Genomic DNA, 14,645 nt, shown 5'->3' with positions numbered 1-14,645 from the left:
GCCGATCGCGGCCAGCAGAAAGATTGGCAGCGTGATCGAAACCAGGTCGACCAAGTTTCTCCTCCAAGCCAGCCGGCATGCCAGGCGAGGACGCCCGGAGCGCCTCTTGATGCTGCTACTCCGTAGCCTGGCGCGTGCGCCAGCTTTCGGCATAGTTCTCGCGCACTTCGCGCGAATAGGGAGCCGGCGAGACCTTGACCCGAATTTCGGTCTGCTTATGCGGCTCTACGGTTGTTTTCTTCGTTCCGCCGTTCTCCTCGCCCCAGACGAGTGTCAGCACGTCGCCGATCTGGATATTGGAATCCACGATGCCAAGTGACAGGTATGAGCGCTCGTTGTAGGAGTAGCCGGAGAACATCGAGAAGCCGACCATCTTCTTGCTGCCGTTTCGAATAATGTCGTAATTGGCCGACGCATAATTGGCATTCGGCACGTCGATATATTTGTAATTCTCGATGCCTGGCTCAAAGAACGAGCGGAACACCTTCGCCACATCGTCGGCGTTCCACGCGAAGGTGACCTTCTTGCGGTGCGGCTTGCCTGCGATCTTCTCCAATGCCTCGCGACCGATGAAGTCGTGGTCGAATTTGACGAAAGGCCCGTAGCCAAGCTCGTAAGGCGTGACATAGTAGTCCTCGATATTTTTCGAGGCGAAGCTGCCACCTATCGAGCCGCCACCCTCGTAGCCATCGGCGGGGAGGTATTCGCGGTAGGATTTCATCCGCTCGTCGGTGTAGACGGCCGGCAGAGGCGAGGGGATCCAGCCCGATTCCAACGTGTTGGTGGCGTAGGCGCGCGAGCCGCACAGCCGAATGCCGAACTCCTTGCCCGCCTCGAAGATCATATCGCGGATTTCATCAGCTTCCTCGTATGGACCCCAGATTTCGAGTCCGGGCGCGCCCGACATTCCGTGGCGCAGGCAACGCACCTTGCGGTCGGCGATATTGATGGCGTCCATGGTGAAGAACTTGACGTCCGGGATCGGGCCACCGTTCAGCTTCTCAAGGATCTTCCAGGCGTTCGGCCCCTGCACCTGATAGCGGTAGCGCTTGCGAACCACGGCCTTTGGCCCGGGACGCGATGGTGAGCGGTCGTCGCGCTCCATCTGGACGTTATAGCCGCCCGTCTTGCCGTGGAACTCGACCCAGTTGATTGTGGGTACGCGGCCGACGATTAGCAACTGGTTCCGGGCGAGATGGAACAGGATCACGTCGCCGATGACGTGACCGCTGTAGCTCGTCGGCACGAACTGTTTGGCGCGATTCACCGGAAAGTTTTCGAAGCTGTTGATGCCGAGATGCGAGATGAGCTTGAGCGCATCCGATCCCTCGATCATCAGTTCCGCCATGTGATGCGTCTGGTCGAAGAGAACCGCTGTGTTGCGCCACGCCCACTGCTCGTCGCGCCAACTGGTGAACTCGTTCGGCACGACCGGATAGATGTAGGCTCCGATCTGGGAATTGCGAAGCATGTCGACGGTGTTGTCGGTTTCGCGCAGAAGCTGTTCGAGATTTCTCTTTGTCATGGCTCAATGCCTCCCTGATGTTTGAATATCGTCGCCGCAGCAAAGCCCTTGCGGCCATCAATCCGGTCTTGCGCCCATTCAACGGATCTTTCCGGCGCGCCGAATGTGAAGAAGTGGACGCCTTCGATGCGCAGTGAGGAGTCGTCGTGAAAGGCGAGGGCGATCGCGGTCAGCAGTTCCTCAGGCGTTTCGGTGCCGAGAAGACCGGCAACGAGATGCCTGCGCTCGGTCAGCGCGCGCAGGGACGCGCCCACGCCGCAGCGCATTGCATATTTTATCAGCGTGGCGCGGTGGGCAGGGCCGGCAACGCCGACCCGCAAGGGGACCGAAATGCCCGCCGCACGAAGTTTGCGCGCGAAGTCCAGCACCGGCTCCGGCTTGAAAGCGAACTGGCTCACAAGGCGCGCGCCGATGCCACTTTCGGCGATGGCTGCGAGCTTTGCCTTCAGGGCGTCCTGCAGCACCTGGTCGCCGATACGCGGATGTCCTTCGGGATAACAGGCGATCGCGATCTGCCTGATGCCATATCGTTCGAACGATCCGGTCCGGATCAGTTGCAGGCTTGCGTCAAATGCGCCGACGGGCCGTTCATGGTCGCCCCCGAGGGCCAGCACTCGATCCACTCCTGCCTCGCCGACCAGCTGGCCAATGAGATCGTCGAATTCACGGCGGTCGCGAATCTTGCGAGCGACGATGTGCGGCACGGGAATGAGGCCCGCCATGCGTAATCGCGAACAGGCAGCCACCAGGAGATCGTGACTGTCTTGCGGCAGATTGGCGACGAACACCTCGCCGCCAGGCGGCAAGCGATGCGCCGTTGCGTCGGCATCGCGCGCGGTGACTTCGACGGAGTAGTTCGCGAGGAACTTCGCCAGCCCCCCATCGGCTGATGCCCAAGCCGTTTGGTTCGTGCCGGCGCGGGCAGGCCACCAGTCCATGACTACCTCACATTGCGTATGAGAGCGCCACCCGGCACCCGTTCGAGCGCCTTTTCATGGCGCAGCGCAAGCCTCAGGTTCCGCCCAGCGAGGCGCGCATGTTCCTGCATGACGGCCTCGGCGCGGGCGCCCTCGTGATTGGTTATAGCCTCAACGACACAGCGATGTTGGTCCTGGGCGACAAGGAGGACCCTGTGTGATTCCGGCATCACCGCTTGGGCCATGACGAAGGCATTGGGAGAGGCGAAAGGCAGGGAGACCGCCCTTTCTATCTGACGCTCGAGGGCCGGGCTTTCCGCCAGATCAACGATGAGGGCGTGAAGGCGCGCATTGGCGGTCACGTAGCGGGAGAAACCGGCATCCGTGTCAATCGCGGATTCAACCACCTCGTCGAGTTCCTGCAGGCAGGCATTGAGCGGTCCGAGCCGCGCCATGGATCGGCGCTCCGCCGCAAGACGCGCCGCCAGGCCCTCCAGAGTGCCGCGGATCTCGATGGCATCGAAGACATCCTGCTGTGAGAAGGACTTTACCGCGAAACCGCCGGAAGGAATGGTCTCCACCAGGCCCTCCTCTTCGAGCCGCTGCAGCGCCGCGCGTATTGGAGTGCGGGAAATCCCCGTCCGCTCCGCGACTGAAAGCTCTGAGATGCGCTTCCCTGGGGAGAGGACACCTTCAAGGATCAGTTCGCGAATCGTCAGCAGGGCCTTGACCGTCCGCGACTGGCCCTTGTCCGTTTCCGAATCAGATGGAAAGTCCGTCACCTGGCTCATGGTTACGACATTCCGGGTTCATCCATGGCACCGGAGCGACAAGGTTGCTGCCTGCCGGCTCTTTTCTTGAATACAGATTGTATACTGTTGCGGCGTCTCTGCTGTGTCAATAGCCCCGCCGGATTGTCGCCTGCTTCGATTGTGTCATTCCATCTCGTGCGCCTCTTGGCTTGTAAGGCGAGAGCTGTATACATTCAGTTCGCGGCGAGCCGTCGTTGCCTAGTCGAGGCGCCAAGGTATCGCAGCCAAAAAAAGGGAGGAGTATCGCATGTTAACAAGGACAGCAGCCGCAATGGCCCTTGTGCTCGGCCTGGGCTGGTCGTCGAGTGCGTTCGCGCAGGAGACGGTCAAGATTGGCGTCATCCTGCCGTATTCGGGGCCGTTCGCTGACGCGGCGAACCAGCTCGAAGCCGGCATCAAGCTCTATATGCAACAGAACGGCGACGAGGTCGCCGGCAAGAAGATCGAGATCATCCGCAAGGATACCGGAGGCCCGGCGCCGGACGTAGCCAAGCGCTTGGCGCAGGAACTTGTGGTGCGCGATCAGGTGGATATCCTGGCCGGTTTCGCGCTGACGCCCGAAGCGCTGGGCGCGGCCGATGTTTCCGCGGAAGCCCAGAAGCTGATGGTGGTGATGAACGCCGCCACTTCGGTGGTCACGGAAAAGTCGCCCTATATTGTCCGCACCTCGGTGACGATCCCGCAGGTCAACTACGCCTTCGGCAAGTGGGCTTTCGAACAGGGCGGCGTCAAGGAAGTCTACACGCTGGTTTCCGATTACGGGCCAGGCCATGACGCGCAAAGCTCCTTCTCAAAAGGCTTCACCGAAGCCGGCGGCAAGATCGTCGGCGCCGACAAGACGCCGGTCGCCAATCCGGATTTCTCGGCCTTCGTCCAGCGCGTGAAGGACGCCAATCCGGAGGCGGTCTACGTCTTCATTCCGGGCGGTGCGCAGCCGGCTGCCCTCGGCAAGGCGCTCGCCGACCGTGGCCTTACCCCGCCCAATGTCAAGCTTTTCGGCCAGGGCGAGCTGACGCATCCTGAGGCGCTCGAAAGCATGGGCGAGACGGCGAAGGGCATCATCACGACGTACCACTACACGCTGGAGCGTGACGATCCGCTCAACAACGAATACGTGAAGTCCTATCGCGAGGCCAACAACGGGCGGAGCCCCGACCTGTTCTCGATCGGCGGCTATGACGGGATGCACCTCATCTATGAATCGCTGAAGAAGACCAACGGTGATACCGGTGGCGACGCGTTGATCGAGGCAGCCAAGGGCATGTCCTGGACAAGCCCTCGCGGGCCGATGTCGATCGACCCCGAAACGCGAGACGTCGTCCAGACGGTCTATATCCGCGAGGTCAAGGAAGTTGACGGAAAGCTCCAGAACGTCATTATCCACGAGATCCCGGATGTGAAGGATCCGCTGCACGGGGCGAAGTAGTACGACAGGGTCCAAGGGCGGATCGTGATAAGCCAGCTTGCCATCGTCCTCTTCGACGGGTTCGCGTTCGGGATGCTTCTGTTCGTCCTGTCGGTGGGCCTGTCGGTGACGCTCGGATTGATGAACTTCATTAATCTCGCGCACGGCGCGTTCGGCATGCTGGGCGGCTATGTCGCCGTGACGGCCATGCGCGGACTCGGCTGGCCCTTCCTCGCCGCCCTGCCGGCCGCATTCCTTGCGGCGGCAGGAATCAGCGTCTTGCTCGAGCGGACGCTTTTTCGCCGGCTCTACAAGTCCGGCGAGCTAAACCAGGTGCTGTTCACCATCGGCGTGGTCTTCGTCGCCGCCGCCTTGGCGACCTATGCCTTCGGCACCGTCCAGCAGGTGATCCAGCTTCCTGCCTGGCTGCGCGGCTCGGTCGAGGTCGCGGGGCTGCGGCTCGGCACGTATAGGATATTCATTATCGCCGTTGCGCTGGCGATCACCGGGCTCCTCGTGTTCGGGCTGGAACGCACGCGGCTCGGCGCCCGGATACGCGCCGCGGTGGACAATCAGCGCGTCGCCCAGGGGCTGGGCCTCGACGTCGAGAAGATCTTCGCGGTCACCTTCGCGCTCGGCAGCGGACTGGCCGGTCTCGGCGGAGCGCTGGCGATCGAGATCGTCGGCCTCGATCCGTCCTTCGGCTTCCACTATCTGGTCTATGTGCTGATCGTGGTATCCGTCGGCGGCCTCGGCTCGGTCGCGGGCTCCTTCTTCGGCGCTGCGTTGTTGGGCATCTGCGACGTGGCTGGCAAGTATTTCGTGCCCGAGATCGGCTCGTTCCTCATCTACCTGCTGCTCGTGGCGATCCTCTTCGTGCGGCCGCTCGGCCTGTTCGGAAAGCGGTAGCCGCGATGACGGTCGAGGCGCCCACACTCGCTGATCCACACGACTGGTTGAGGCGCAGGAGCCGCTGGTCGGTCTTCGAGATCGCCTTCTGGGTCGCGTCCTTGCTGCCGTTCTTCCTCTTCCAGACCTACCTGCCGCTGGCCAGTCAGATTGCCATCACCGCACTTTTCGCAGTCTCCGTCGATCTGGTGCTGGGCTATGCAGGCGTTGTCACGCTCGGCCACGCAATGTTTTTCGGCTTAGGCGCCTACTCGGCGGGCCTGATCAGCAAGGCCGGCTGGGGCGAACCGCTGACGGGCCTCATTATCGCTGGTCTCTTCGCCGGGCTCGTCGGGTACATAGCCAGCTTCATCATCGTGCGCGTCCAGCACCTCGCGCTCATCATGATCACGCTCGGCTTCTGCTTGCTGACTTACGAACTGGCCAATTCGATGAGCTGGCTGACCGGGGGCACAGACGGCCTCCAAGGGGTCGAGACCTGGCCGATCCTCGGCGTCTTCCGCTTCGACCTGTGGGGCTATGCCGCCTATGGTTACGCGCTTGCGGCGCTCTTCCTCGGGCTCGTGCTCAGCCGACGTATCGTCCACTCCTCCTTCGGTCTTTCTCTTCGTGGTATCCGCGAGAATGTGAGGCGCATGCCGGCGATTGGCTCCGACTATCGGGGTCATCTGCAGAAGATCTACACGATCTCAGCTGTCATGGCCGGATGTGCGGGCGCATTGCTCACCCAGACTACCGACACAGTGTCGCTCGACACGCTCAGCTTCCAGCGCTCGGCAGACGTGGTCGTCATGCTGGTCCTCGGCGGCACGGGGCGTCTTTACGGCGCCGTCGTCGGCACCATCATCTTCATGGTGGCGCGCGACCAACTCTCCGACATGAACCCGCAATACTGGTACTTCTGGATCGGGCTGCTGCTGATGGTCGTCGTTCTCCTGATGCCGAGAGGTATCCTTGGCAGCTTGGCGCAGCTCGCGCGCAGGCGCGATTGATGGAGACGCAGCAGCCCGCCCTGCGCACGGAGGCGCTGTGCAAGAGCTTCGGCTCGCTCAAGGTGACGCGTGACGTCACGTTCGAGCTGCCGCGCGGTGCTCGGTATGCGCTGATCGGCCCGAACGGCGCCGGCAAGACCACGCTGATCAACCTGATCACCGGCGAGATGCGCCCAGATTCGGGGCGCATCCTCTTGGACGGCAGAGAGGTGACGCAGGCTCCGACCATGGCGAGGGTCCGCCAGGGGCTGACGCGCACCTTCCAGATCAACACGCTGTTTCCTGACCTGACGCCAATCGAGGCCGTGCTGCTGGCTATTTGCGAGCGCGACCGCGCCGCGGGTCAGTTCTGGAGAAGCCTCACGTCGCACCGTGTGGCCATCGACGAAAGTTTCGAGATACTTACCCGGCTGCGCCTCGCCGAGGTTGCAACCCGGCCGACGCGCACCTTGCCTTACGGGCAGCAGCGGCTGCTGGAGATGGCGCTTGCGCTCGCCACCAAGCCCAAGGTGCTGCTCCTCGATGAGCCCGCCGCCGGTGTGCCCAAGGACGAAAGCGCGGCGCTCTTCAGCGTCATCGCCGCACTGCCCGGTGACATCGCCGTGCTCTTCATCGAGCACGACATGGACATCGTCTTCAGCTTTGCCTCGCGCATCATCGTGCTCGTCTCGGGCGGCGTGCTGCTCGAGGCCGAGCCGGCGGTCGTGCGCGGGGATCCGCGAGTGCGTGAAGTCTATCTGGGCAAGGTGGGACATGTCTGAACCGCTGCTCGAATTCCGCGACGTACGCTCGGGCTACGGCGAGGCCGTCGTGTTGGATGGCGTGTCCTTCGCACTGCCGTTGCACGGCAGCCTCGCCGTGCTCGGCCGCAACGGTGTCGGCAAGACAACGTTGCTGCTGACCGCCATGGGATTTGTCACGCTGGCGCGTGGCTCGGTTCTGTTCAATGGCAGGGATATTTCGCGCCTGCCGCCGCACAAGCGCGCGCTCATGGGCTTGGGTTGGGTGCCGCAGGAGCGGGAGATCTTCCCTTCGCTCACGGTCGAAGAGAACCTGACGGCAACGCGGCGGCCCGGCCGCTGGGACCTCGAGACCGTCTACACGCTGTTCCCGCGGCTGCGCGAACGATGCGGGAACATGGGCAACCAGCTTTCCGGCGGTGAGCAGCAGATGCTTACCGTCGCCCGCACGCTCATGACCAATCCTGCTCTGCTCCTGCTCGATGAGCCACTCGAAGGACTCGCTCCGATCATCGTCGAAGAACTCTCCGCCGCGATCCGGTACATGGCCGGCGACGGAGGCACCGCGATCGTGCTGGTCGAACAGCACGCAGAGGTCGCGCTGCGGCTGACCGAGCAGGCAGTCGTCATCGAGCGCGGGATCATCGCCCATCGGGCGCAGTCGTCGGACCTTCTCGGCAATCGCGACATCCTTGACCGCTATCTCGGTCTGCACCTGCAAGAGCGGCGATAACCGGCAAGGCCGGCGTGCCATGACAATGGCATGGACGTTCGCTGTTCGCGCCGGTGCCATTCCGCACAGTAATACCAGGGGCCCTGATTTCTGACTCGTGCCTCCAGATTCCTGGGTGGTCCGATTTATGGTTCCTTAGAGCCCGTTTTGAAAGTCGCTCACTATGCCCATCACCCATTTTCGGTCATAGCTCATGTCTGACAGATCGAGTGCTTGGTGTCGTGACGCCATCAGGAACGACCTTTGCCATCGAGCAACTCTGATACTGGGAGTGGCAAGTCGGGATGTGCGCGACATAAACCGAACAGGTCTTCTCTGGCATCCGGATAATCCTGAAGCGCTGCGCGACGGTACCATTTGAATGCCTCTGTCAGATTGATCTCGCAGCCTACGCCGTGCTCTTTCAATTAGGCTAGCCTGTACTGCGCACCAGCATGATCCTGATCTGCAGCTTCGCTGTACCATCAAACGGCTCCCATTGGATCAATATCACAACCGTCACCGTCTTATTTCAACAAGCCCAATAAATATTGCGCATCGACATTGCCTTGTTCGGCTGCTTGGCGAATTGCGACCATTTTAACGGCAGTGATATCAGCGTTGTCCTGATTGCTTATCGGCACCACATCCCCTCATTTTCATTTAAGGGCTAATTTTAAAATTGGTTGAGTGATCGATTTCCGTGTGAACACCATGTCGGAAGGCTGCTGGAGGAAACGGCCAGTTCCCTCGAACTGAGGCAAGCGATGTATGCGTGAAGGAGATTACGCCCGAGATCGTCGTGTGCCTTGGCCGCACACTCTTCAAAGCGCTTAAGTTTTGTCATCAGGATCGCTGGTTCCGCGCAGGGCATTTGCCATCATGCCGGCTTGAGATTGAGCGGCGTCGGCTTGTAGCGCGCGACCTTGATCTCGCCCTCACGTTTGCGAGCCTGGGCGATGTCGTAGCTCCCCTGCATGCGCATGAGCGTGTCCATGCTAAGCCCAAAAGCCTTTTCGATACGCAGCGCCATATCCGGCGAGAGCGCTGAGCGCTCGTTGAGAAATGCCGATAGCGCAGGCCGCGTCACGCCGAGCACGTCGGCCGCCGCCGTCACCGACAGTTCGGCTGGCTCGATAATCTCAGAGCGCACGAAGCTTCCCGGATGCGGCGGGTTCTTCAAGCGGAAATTCATCTTCTCAGTCATAAGCCACCTCCTTAGTGGTAATCTTCATAATCGAGATCTATGATCTCGATTTCCTGCTGATCGATGCGGAACGTGATGCGCCAGTTCTTGCTGACGAAGAGGCTCCATGTCCCTTTTCGATCGCCCGTGAGCTGGTGGGCCTTCCATGTCGGCACGGTTCGCAATTCATCCTCCCGCTCCATGTCTTGCAGGAAGGCGATGATGTTGCGGACTTTGCCGATGAACTGCGCCGGAAGCCCGCTTGCGTCATCATCCACAATTAGTCGGCGCAAGCCTTTATGCTTCACGGATCGAATTATCATCCCAACCACCATAGCAGATTGCGGTCCGACCGTAAAGCGTAAAGTTACGCAAGACACTCGAGGGGAAGCGGCCCAGGGCGGCCCGCTTTGTTGCGGTCCAGCGACAGGCGCTGGTAGTTGGTGGGTCACGGGAGGGACGCGAAAGGCCCCGGCGTGCCCGATGAAACCGCGCAGGTTTCGCGCGGCGCGTTCCGGCTCGATGCCGGTTCAAGCGCCGCATCACGGGGGATGGCGGAACGCGAATTTTCTTTCGTAAGGTTCTGCTGAACCGAGTGACCGCCTGTTGACCTTCTCAGGCTTTCGACTTCGCAACTGCTCAGAGAGGACGCGGCCCGTGGTCTTGGGATCGGCCGGATCGTCGATGCCGTACCTCGCGATCGTAGCTATCGATTGTCCCGAAGGCTTGCGATCTTCGCCAGCGACCTCTCCGGCCATTCAAACCCGGCGATCGGATGCGCTGCGCCGAAGCGGCTATGCATTGCAAGTTCGGATCAGACAATGCCTGGGCCAGCTGACCCTGATGATCCGACCACCAATAGGGTTTAGTGCTTAGCGGCGGCCGCCGCCTGACACCACAGCGCCGATGACACCGTGGTACGATGCACCATGATCGAATCATCGGCCCCGCAACCACACCACCGCAAATCTCGACCTGCCTGCCCGACAACATCACGCCGATCTTCCTGCCCTCGCGTGCTCTCGAACTGAACCCGGTCGAGAACATCTGGAAATATATGCGCGCCAGCTGGCTCTCAAACCGAGTTTTCGATGACTACGAGGCGATTATCGACGCTGCATGTGAGGCATGGCAGAAGCTTCTCGCCAGGCTAAACCATCAACTCTATCGGAATGAGGCGGTGGGCCCATGTCGGTTGATCATTATGACCGTATAAGTAAATTACAGACATTCCGCTTTTCGGTCAGTCGTGACGGTCAGATCTTTGGCAAACCTTTTGGCCGGAGCGTTCGCTTCTGGGCAGCGATGCGGAACGGGGCATTGGGTGCCCCGTAGCCTCTGTAGCCTGCGCGACGCTCGACGATCTCGAAGAAGAACCCTTCGCCGCAGTTCTGGCTGTAAAGCTGGAAATAGTCGCCGTGTTCGTCCCGATCGAAGAGGATATTTCGGTCACGCAATCGGTTCGTGAAATCCGCTGCAAGTCCCAGGCGCGCTTCAAGATCGTCATAGTAGTTCGGTGAAATTTCCAACGGATTGAAGCCGAGTTCAGTCAGGCGGTCGGCGGTCAGGAAAATGTCACGACTGCGGAAGGCCAGATGCTGAACGCCCGAGCCGAAGCTCTCGGCGATAAAATGGCCGGCGAGGGTCCTGCGGTTCTCCGCGCCGTTCAAAGTAAGTCGAAGTCCGCCGTCTTCGCTCTCCACGACCTGGCTGCGCACGACGCCAGCCGGATCGATCACGTCCACCATGGGCAGTTTTCTCGTCCTGAAGATCGCGGTGTAAAAGAGCAGCCAAGTCAGCATCTCTTCGTAATGCATCGATTGCGCCAGGTGGTCGACGGCCATCAAGCCCCCATCGTCCCTGACGTCCTTAGCCGGCTCAAATTCGATCTCCCAGACCCTGGCCAGCTCGCTCTTGCCATCGATGAAGTAGATCACGCCGCCTCCGACCCCGCGTATCGCCGGTATCGCCAGCTCATTAGGACCGTGGCGTTGTTCGAATGGCTCGGCACCCAGTGCGCGAGCACGGGTCACAGTCGCGGCAGCATCCTCTACCTTCAATCCGAAGGCATAGGCGGAGGTACCGTGAACAAGGTACGAGGAGTGCGCCAGTCCTTCCTTCTCGGTGTTGACAACGATGTTGATGGCACCCTGCCGAAACAGAACCACATCCTTGTTCTTGTGACGGCCGACGAGCGAGAACCCCATGGCGCGCAGCAATATCGTCAGCTCTTGCGCCTCGGTCTCGTTTGCGGCGAACTCGACAAATTCGACGCCGCTGACTGTTACGCGCTCCGGCAAAGCCGGTACGTCGATCGCGATGTCCGGCTCGGCGCGAGCCACCTGGTCCATGAGGTAGACAAGAGACCTGTGGCCATCCACCGCGATGGACCTGGGCGATCCGCCGCGGAACTGGTCGTTGAATATTTCGAGTGATAGCGGGCCATTGTAGCCGGTTGCGGCGACCGCGCGCATGAAGTCGACCACCGGCAGGTCACCTTCACCCGGCATGTTCCGGAAGTGGCGGCTCCAATACAGCAGATCCATGTCGATGCGCGGAGCGTCGGCAAGCTGAACGATGAAGATGCGATCGCCCGGTATCGCGCGGATCGTCTCTACATCCACCCGTCGAGCCAGAGTGTGAAAAGAGTCGAGAATCAGCCCAACGTTCGGATGGCTGGCGCGCCTGACGATCTCCCAAGCGTCGCGATGATCGTTGATGTGCCGCCCCCAGGCGAGCGCCTCGTAACCGACCCGCAGGCCTCGTTTCGCTGCCAACTCGCCGAGCGCCTGAAAATCTTCGGCCGATCGATCTATCCCGCCAAGGGAAACGGGCGAGGCGTTGGAGCAGACAAGCATGAGGTCAGTGCCCAGTTCGCACATCAGATCGAACTTGCGGTCCGCCCGGTCGAAGGCTCGCGAACGGTGCGGTTCCGGCATTCCCTCGAAATCGCGGAAGGGCTGGAACAGGGTTATCTCGAGCCCGTGATCCCGGATCATCCGCCCGACTTCGGCGGGGCTTCCGTCATAGGCGAGGAAATCGTTCTCGAAAATCTCGATACCATCGAAACCAGCCGCGGCGATGGCAGCGAGCTTCTCGCGCAAACTGCCACTGATCGACACGGTGGCGATGGAGGTCTTCAAGGCCTTGGCTCCCTTGATCCCTCAGCAAGAAGGTCCGCCATCGCACGAACCGCGACACCATAGCCGCGCGGTCCCAACCCGGCGATGACTGCCGTCGCGACCTTAGACACGAAGGAATTGTGATAGTGGACCTCGCGCTTATGGATGTTTGAGATGTGGAGTTCGAGGATTGGGCCGGAGAACATCTTCAGTGCGTCGAGAATCGCAATCGACGTGAACGAAAAGCCCGCGGGATTGATAATGATGCCGGCTCCTTCGTCGATTGCCTCATGAATCCAATTTATGATCTCGCCTTCGACGTTCGACTGATGGAAGCGCACGGGCATGTCGCCCGCGGCGTCCATACACATGGTCTCAATCTCGGCGAGCGTCGTCGTGCCGTAGATTTCCGGCTCACGCTTGCCGAGCCGGTTCAGGTTCGGACCGTTGATCACATAGATAGGCTTTGTCACGACGGCTCCTATGCTTCGATCAGCCTTGGTAGCCCAGCAACCGGGGCAGCCAGAGCACGAGTTCTGGAAAAAAGGTGATTAGCGCCAGCGATGCGATCATGGCCCACAGGAACGGCAGCACGTCGCGGACGATGTCCTTCAGCGGCACCTCGGCGATTCTCGTCATGATGAACAGCAGCAGGCCATATGGCGGTGTCACCAGGCCCAACATGATGTTGACGACCACCATCACGCCAAAATGCACCATATCGATGCCAAGCGCGTGCGCTGTCGGAATGAGCACCGGTATCACGACCAGCAGAATGGTTGTTCCTTCCAGCACGCAGCCCAACAGCAGGAGCAGGATATTGACGAGGACGAGGAAGCCGCCAGGCGACAGATCCCAGCTTGTGAGAACGGCCTTGATGGACTCCGGGATGTTCTCGACGGTCACTACATAATTAAACACCAAGGCGCCGGCGATCAGCATGCCGATCGAGGCAGTGGTTCGCGCGCTGGCCAACACGGAACGGTAGAAGTCGGCGAAGCTGACACTGCGATAAAGCACGACGGAGATGACCAGCGCATAAGCTGCAGCGACGGCCGCGGCCTCGGTCGGCGTCGTGACGCCGGTGTAGATGCCGCCAAGCAGGACGACCGGCATCATCAGCGATGGGAAAGCACGCCAGGTGATGCCTGGCAGTTTGCGCAGCGGCGTTGGCGCCTCGACAGGAAAGTTGTTACGCCGCGCCTGATACGCCACGATCGCCATCTGCGATGCGGCCATAAGAAGGCCGGGGATGACACCGCCGAGGAACAGGTAGCCGATCGAGGCATCGGATACGAGCGCATAGATAACCATGGGAATCGACGGCGGGATGATCGGGCCGATAACAGCGGTAGCGGCCGTGAGGGCGGCGGCGTAACTCGGCGTGTATTTGCCGTCCTTGGTCATCATCATCTGCATCATCTTGCCGGTGCCGGCGGCATCGGCGATGGCTGATCCGGACATGCCCGCAAAAATGATGCTCTGGACGATGTTGACGTGAGCGAGACCGCCGCGGAATCTGCCGACCACGGCATCGCAGAAACGCAGGAGGCGCTCGGTCATGGAGCCGATATTCATCAGCTCTGCGGCCAGGATGAACAGCGGCACGGCGAGGATGATGTAGTTGTTGTACATGCCGTTCAGGAGCTGCTCGGCCGCCGTTCCCATATCGAGCCCTGCCAGCAGCAGATAGAGGATCGAGCCAGCGATCATCGAGTGCCCGATCGGCAGTCCAAGGAAAGCAAGCGCGGTGATTGCGACGAGCGAAATCGAGAATGGACTGGCAAGGTTCATACGCCGGACCCCGCCTTGGTGGGGTCGAACGCCTTTGGCGCCTTGCCGAACAGTGCCTGCCAGGAAAGCCAGAGGTAGCGGACGATTACAGCGACGACGAAGATGATGTAGATCGAGAACAGCCAGTCGAAGCGGATTTTCAGGTAGGCCGTCTTTTCCACCTTCATGAACGTCACGAAGTCGAGCACCGCGGGAAACGAGATCGCGTAGAGGACGATCAGCGAGGCCGTCGCGATGAGGAACATGATGCGGCGGAGACGCGGTGGAGCAGATGCATAGAAGAGGTCGAAGCGGATCTCCTCCTCCTCGCGCACGACGAAGGCGGCACCCCATAGGACCAGCCAGATCCACAGGATGACGCTGATTTCGTTCGTCCAGCCGATCGGCAGGTTGAGCAGGTAGCGAAAGACGATCTGCAACAGGAAGGCGGCAAACATTGCGGCCAGCATGGCGGCGAGCACGTTCTCGGCACGGCGGTATAGCCAGCGGCCAAGATTTTGGAGCGAAGGGTTCACGTGGGCTTCTCCGCCT

14 protein-coding genes and 1 pseudogene are annotated in these 14,645 nt (G+C 60.8%); 6 read left to right on the top strand and 9 right to left on the bottom strand.

Annotation, left to right across the window (positions count from 1 at the left end; translation table 11 throughout):
* Positions 1–115: 115 nt before the first annotated feature.
* The 3 genes from ligM to IQ26_RS04215 are packed head-to-tail and all read right to left on the bottom strand — an operon-like array spanning position 116 to position 3,233.
* Positions 116–1,525 (bottom strand): vanillate/3-O-methylgallate O-demethylase, encoded by a 1,410-nt coding sequence (ligM, locus tag IQ26_RS04225; protein WP_145713994.1) that lies wholly within the window; start codon positions 1,523–1,525, stop codon positions 116–118.
* Positions 1,522–2,463, bottom strand: a complete 942-nt coding sequence (locus tag IQ26_RS04220) for a methylenetetrahydrofolate reductase (protein ID WP_145713991.1) — start codon at positions 2,461–2,463, stop codon at positions 1,522–1,524. Before IQ26_RS04220 ends, ligM begins: the two co-directional genes overlap by 4 nt.
* A gap of 2 nt (positions 2,464–2,465) precedes the next feature.
* A complete protein-coding gene (locus tag IQ26_RS04215) occupies positions 2,466–3,233 on the bottom strand; it encodes a GntR family transcriptional regulator (RefSeq protein WP_145713988.1) in 768 nt (255 codons plus the stop codon).
* 268 nt (positions 3,234–3,501) lie between these two features.
* Between IQ26_RS04215 and IQ26_RS04210 the strand changes: the two genes are divergently transcribed.
* From IQ26_RS04210 to IQ26_RS04190, 5 genes are read left to right on the top strand one after another with little or no spacing between them, the layout of a single operon-like run.
* Entirely contained in the window at positions 3,502–4,680 is a 1,179-nt protein-coding gene (locus IQ26_RS04210; protein WP_145713985.1) for an ABC transporter substrate-binding protein, read from the top strand.
* 24 nt (positions 4,681–4,704) lie between these two features.
* On the top strand, positions 4,705–5,568 hold the full coding sequence (locus IQ26_RS04205) for a branched-chain amino acid ABC transporter permease (RefSeq protein WP_145713982.1): 864 nt from the start codon (positions 4,705–4,707) through the stop codon (positions 5,566–5,568).
* Between the two features lie 5 nt (positions 5,569–5,573).
* A complete protein-coding gene (locus IQ26_RS04200; RefSeq protein WP_145713979.1) occupies positions 5,574–6,560 on the top strand; it encodes a branched-chain amino acid ABC transporter permease in 987 nt (328 codons plus the stop codon).
* Entirely contained in the window at positions 6,560–7,321 is a 762-nt protein-coding gene (locus IQ26_RS04195) for an ABC transporter ATP-binding protein (RefSeq protein WP_145713975.1), read from the top strand. Before IQ26_RS04200 ends, IQ26_RS04195 begins: the two co-directional genes overlap by 1 nt.
* On the top strand, positions 7,314–8,033 hold the full coding sequence (locus IQ26_RS04190) for an ABC transporter ATP-binding protein (RefSeq protein ID WP_145713971.1): 720 nt from the start codon (positions 7,314–7,316) through the stop codon (positions 8,031–8,033). The genes IQ26_RS04195 and IQ26_RS04190 overlap by 8 nt, the downstream gene beginning before the upstream one ends.
* 859 nt (positions 8,034–8,892) lie before the next feature.
* On the opposite strand, the gene IQ26_RS04180 is transcribed toward IQ26_RS04190, so the two are convergent.
* Both IQ26_RS04180 and IQ26_RS04175 read right to left on the bottom strand, forming a co-directional pair.
* Positions 8,893–9,219, bottom strand: coding sequence for a HigA family addiction module antitoxin (locus IQ26_RS04180; RefSeq protein WP_145713968.1), 327 nt, complete (start codon positions 9,217–9,219; stop codon positions 8,893–8,895).
* An 11-nt stretch (positions 9,220–9,230) separates the two neighbouring features.
* Complete coding sequence (locus tag IQ26_RS04175) at positions 9,231–9,521, bottom strand: type II toxin-antitoxin system RelE/ParE family toxin (protein ID WP_145714486.1); 291 nt, start codon at positions 9,519–9,521, stop codon at positions 9,231–9,233.
* A 656-nt stretch (positions 9,522–10,177) separates the two neighbouring features.
* Here IQ26_RS04175 and IQ26_RS04170 point away from each other — a divergent pair.
* Positions 10,178–10,397: pseudogene (locus IQ26_RS04170) on the top strand (transposase); the annotation flags it as partial.
* Positions 10,398–10,454: 57 nt separating this feature from the next.
* On the opposite strand, the gene IQ26_RS04165 reads toward IQ26_RS04170, so the two are convergent.
* Genes IQ26_RS04165 through IQ26_RS04150 form a run of 4 tightly spaced genes read right to left on the bottom strand, consistent with a single transcriptional unit; the run spans position 10,455 to position 14,629 of the window.
* On the bottom strand, positions 10,455–12,341 hold the full coding sequence (locus tag IQ26_RS04165) for a bifunctional sugar phosphate isomerase/epimerase/4-hydroxyphenylpyruvate dioxygenase family protein (RefSeq protein WP_145713962.1): 1,887 nt from the start codon (positions 12,339–12,341) through the stop codon (positions 10,455–10,457).
* Entirely contained in the window at positions 12,338–12,793 is a 456-nt protein-coding gene (locus IQ26_RS04160) for a type II 3-dehydroquinate dehydratase (RefSeq protein ID WP_145713959.1), read from the bottom strand. The genes IQ26_RS04165 and IQ26_RS04160 overlap by 4 nt, the downstream gene beginning before the upstream one ends.
* Positions 12,794–12,812: 19 nt before the next feature.
* Positions 12,813–14,114: a TRAP transporter large permease gene (locus IQ26_RS04155; protein WP_145713956.1), complete on the bottom strand. Its 1,302-nt coding sequence runs from the start codon at positions 14,112–14,114 to the stop codon at positions 12,813–12,815.
* Complete coding sequence (locus IQ26_RS04150; RefSeq protein ID WP_240546989.1) at positions 14,111–14,629, bottom strand: TRAP transporter small permease; 519 nt, start codon at positions 14,627–14,629, stop codon at positions 14,111–14,113. Before IQ26_RS04150 ends, IQ26_RS04155 begins: the two co-directional genes overlap by 4 nt.
* Positions 14,630–14,645 lie beyond the last annotated feature (16 nt).

It is taken from the genome of Mesorhizobium tianshanense, assembly GCF_007830515.1.
Taxonomy (GTDB): Bacteria; Pseudomonadota; Alphaproteobacteria; order Rhizobiales; family Rhizobiaceae; genus Mesorhizobium; species Mesorhizobium tianshanense.
This window is presented reverse-complemented; position numbering and strand designations above follow the sequence as displayed.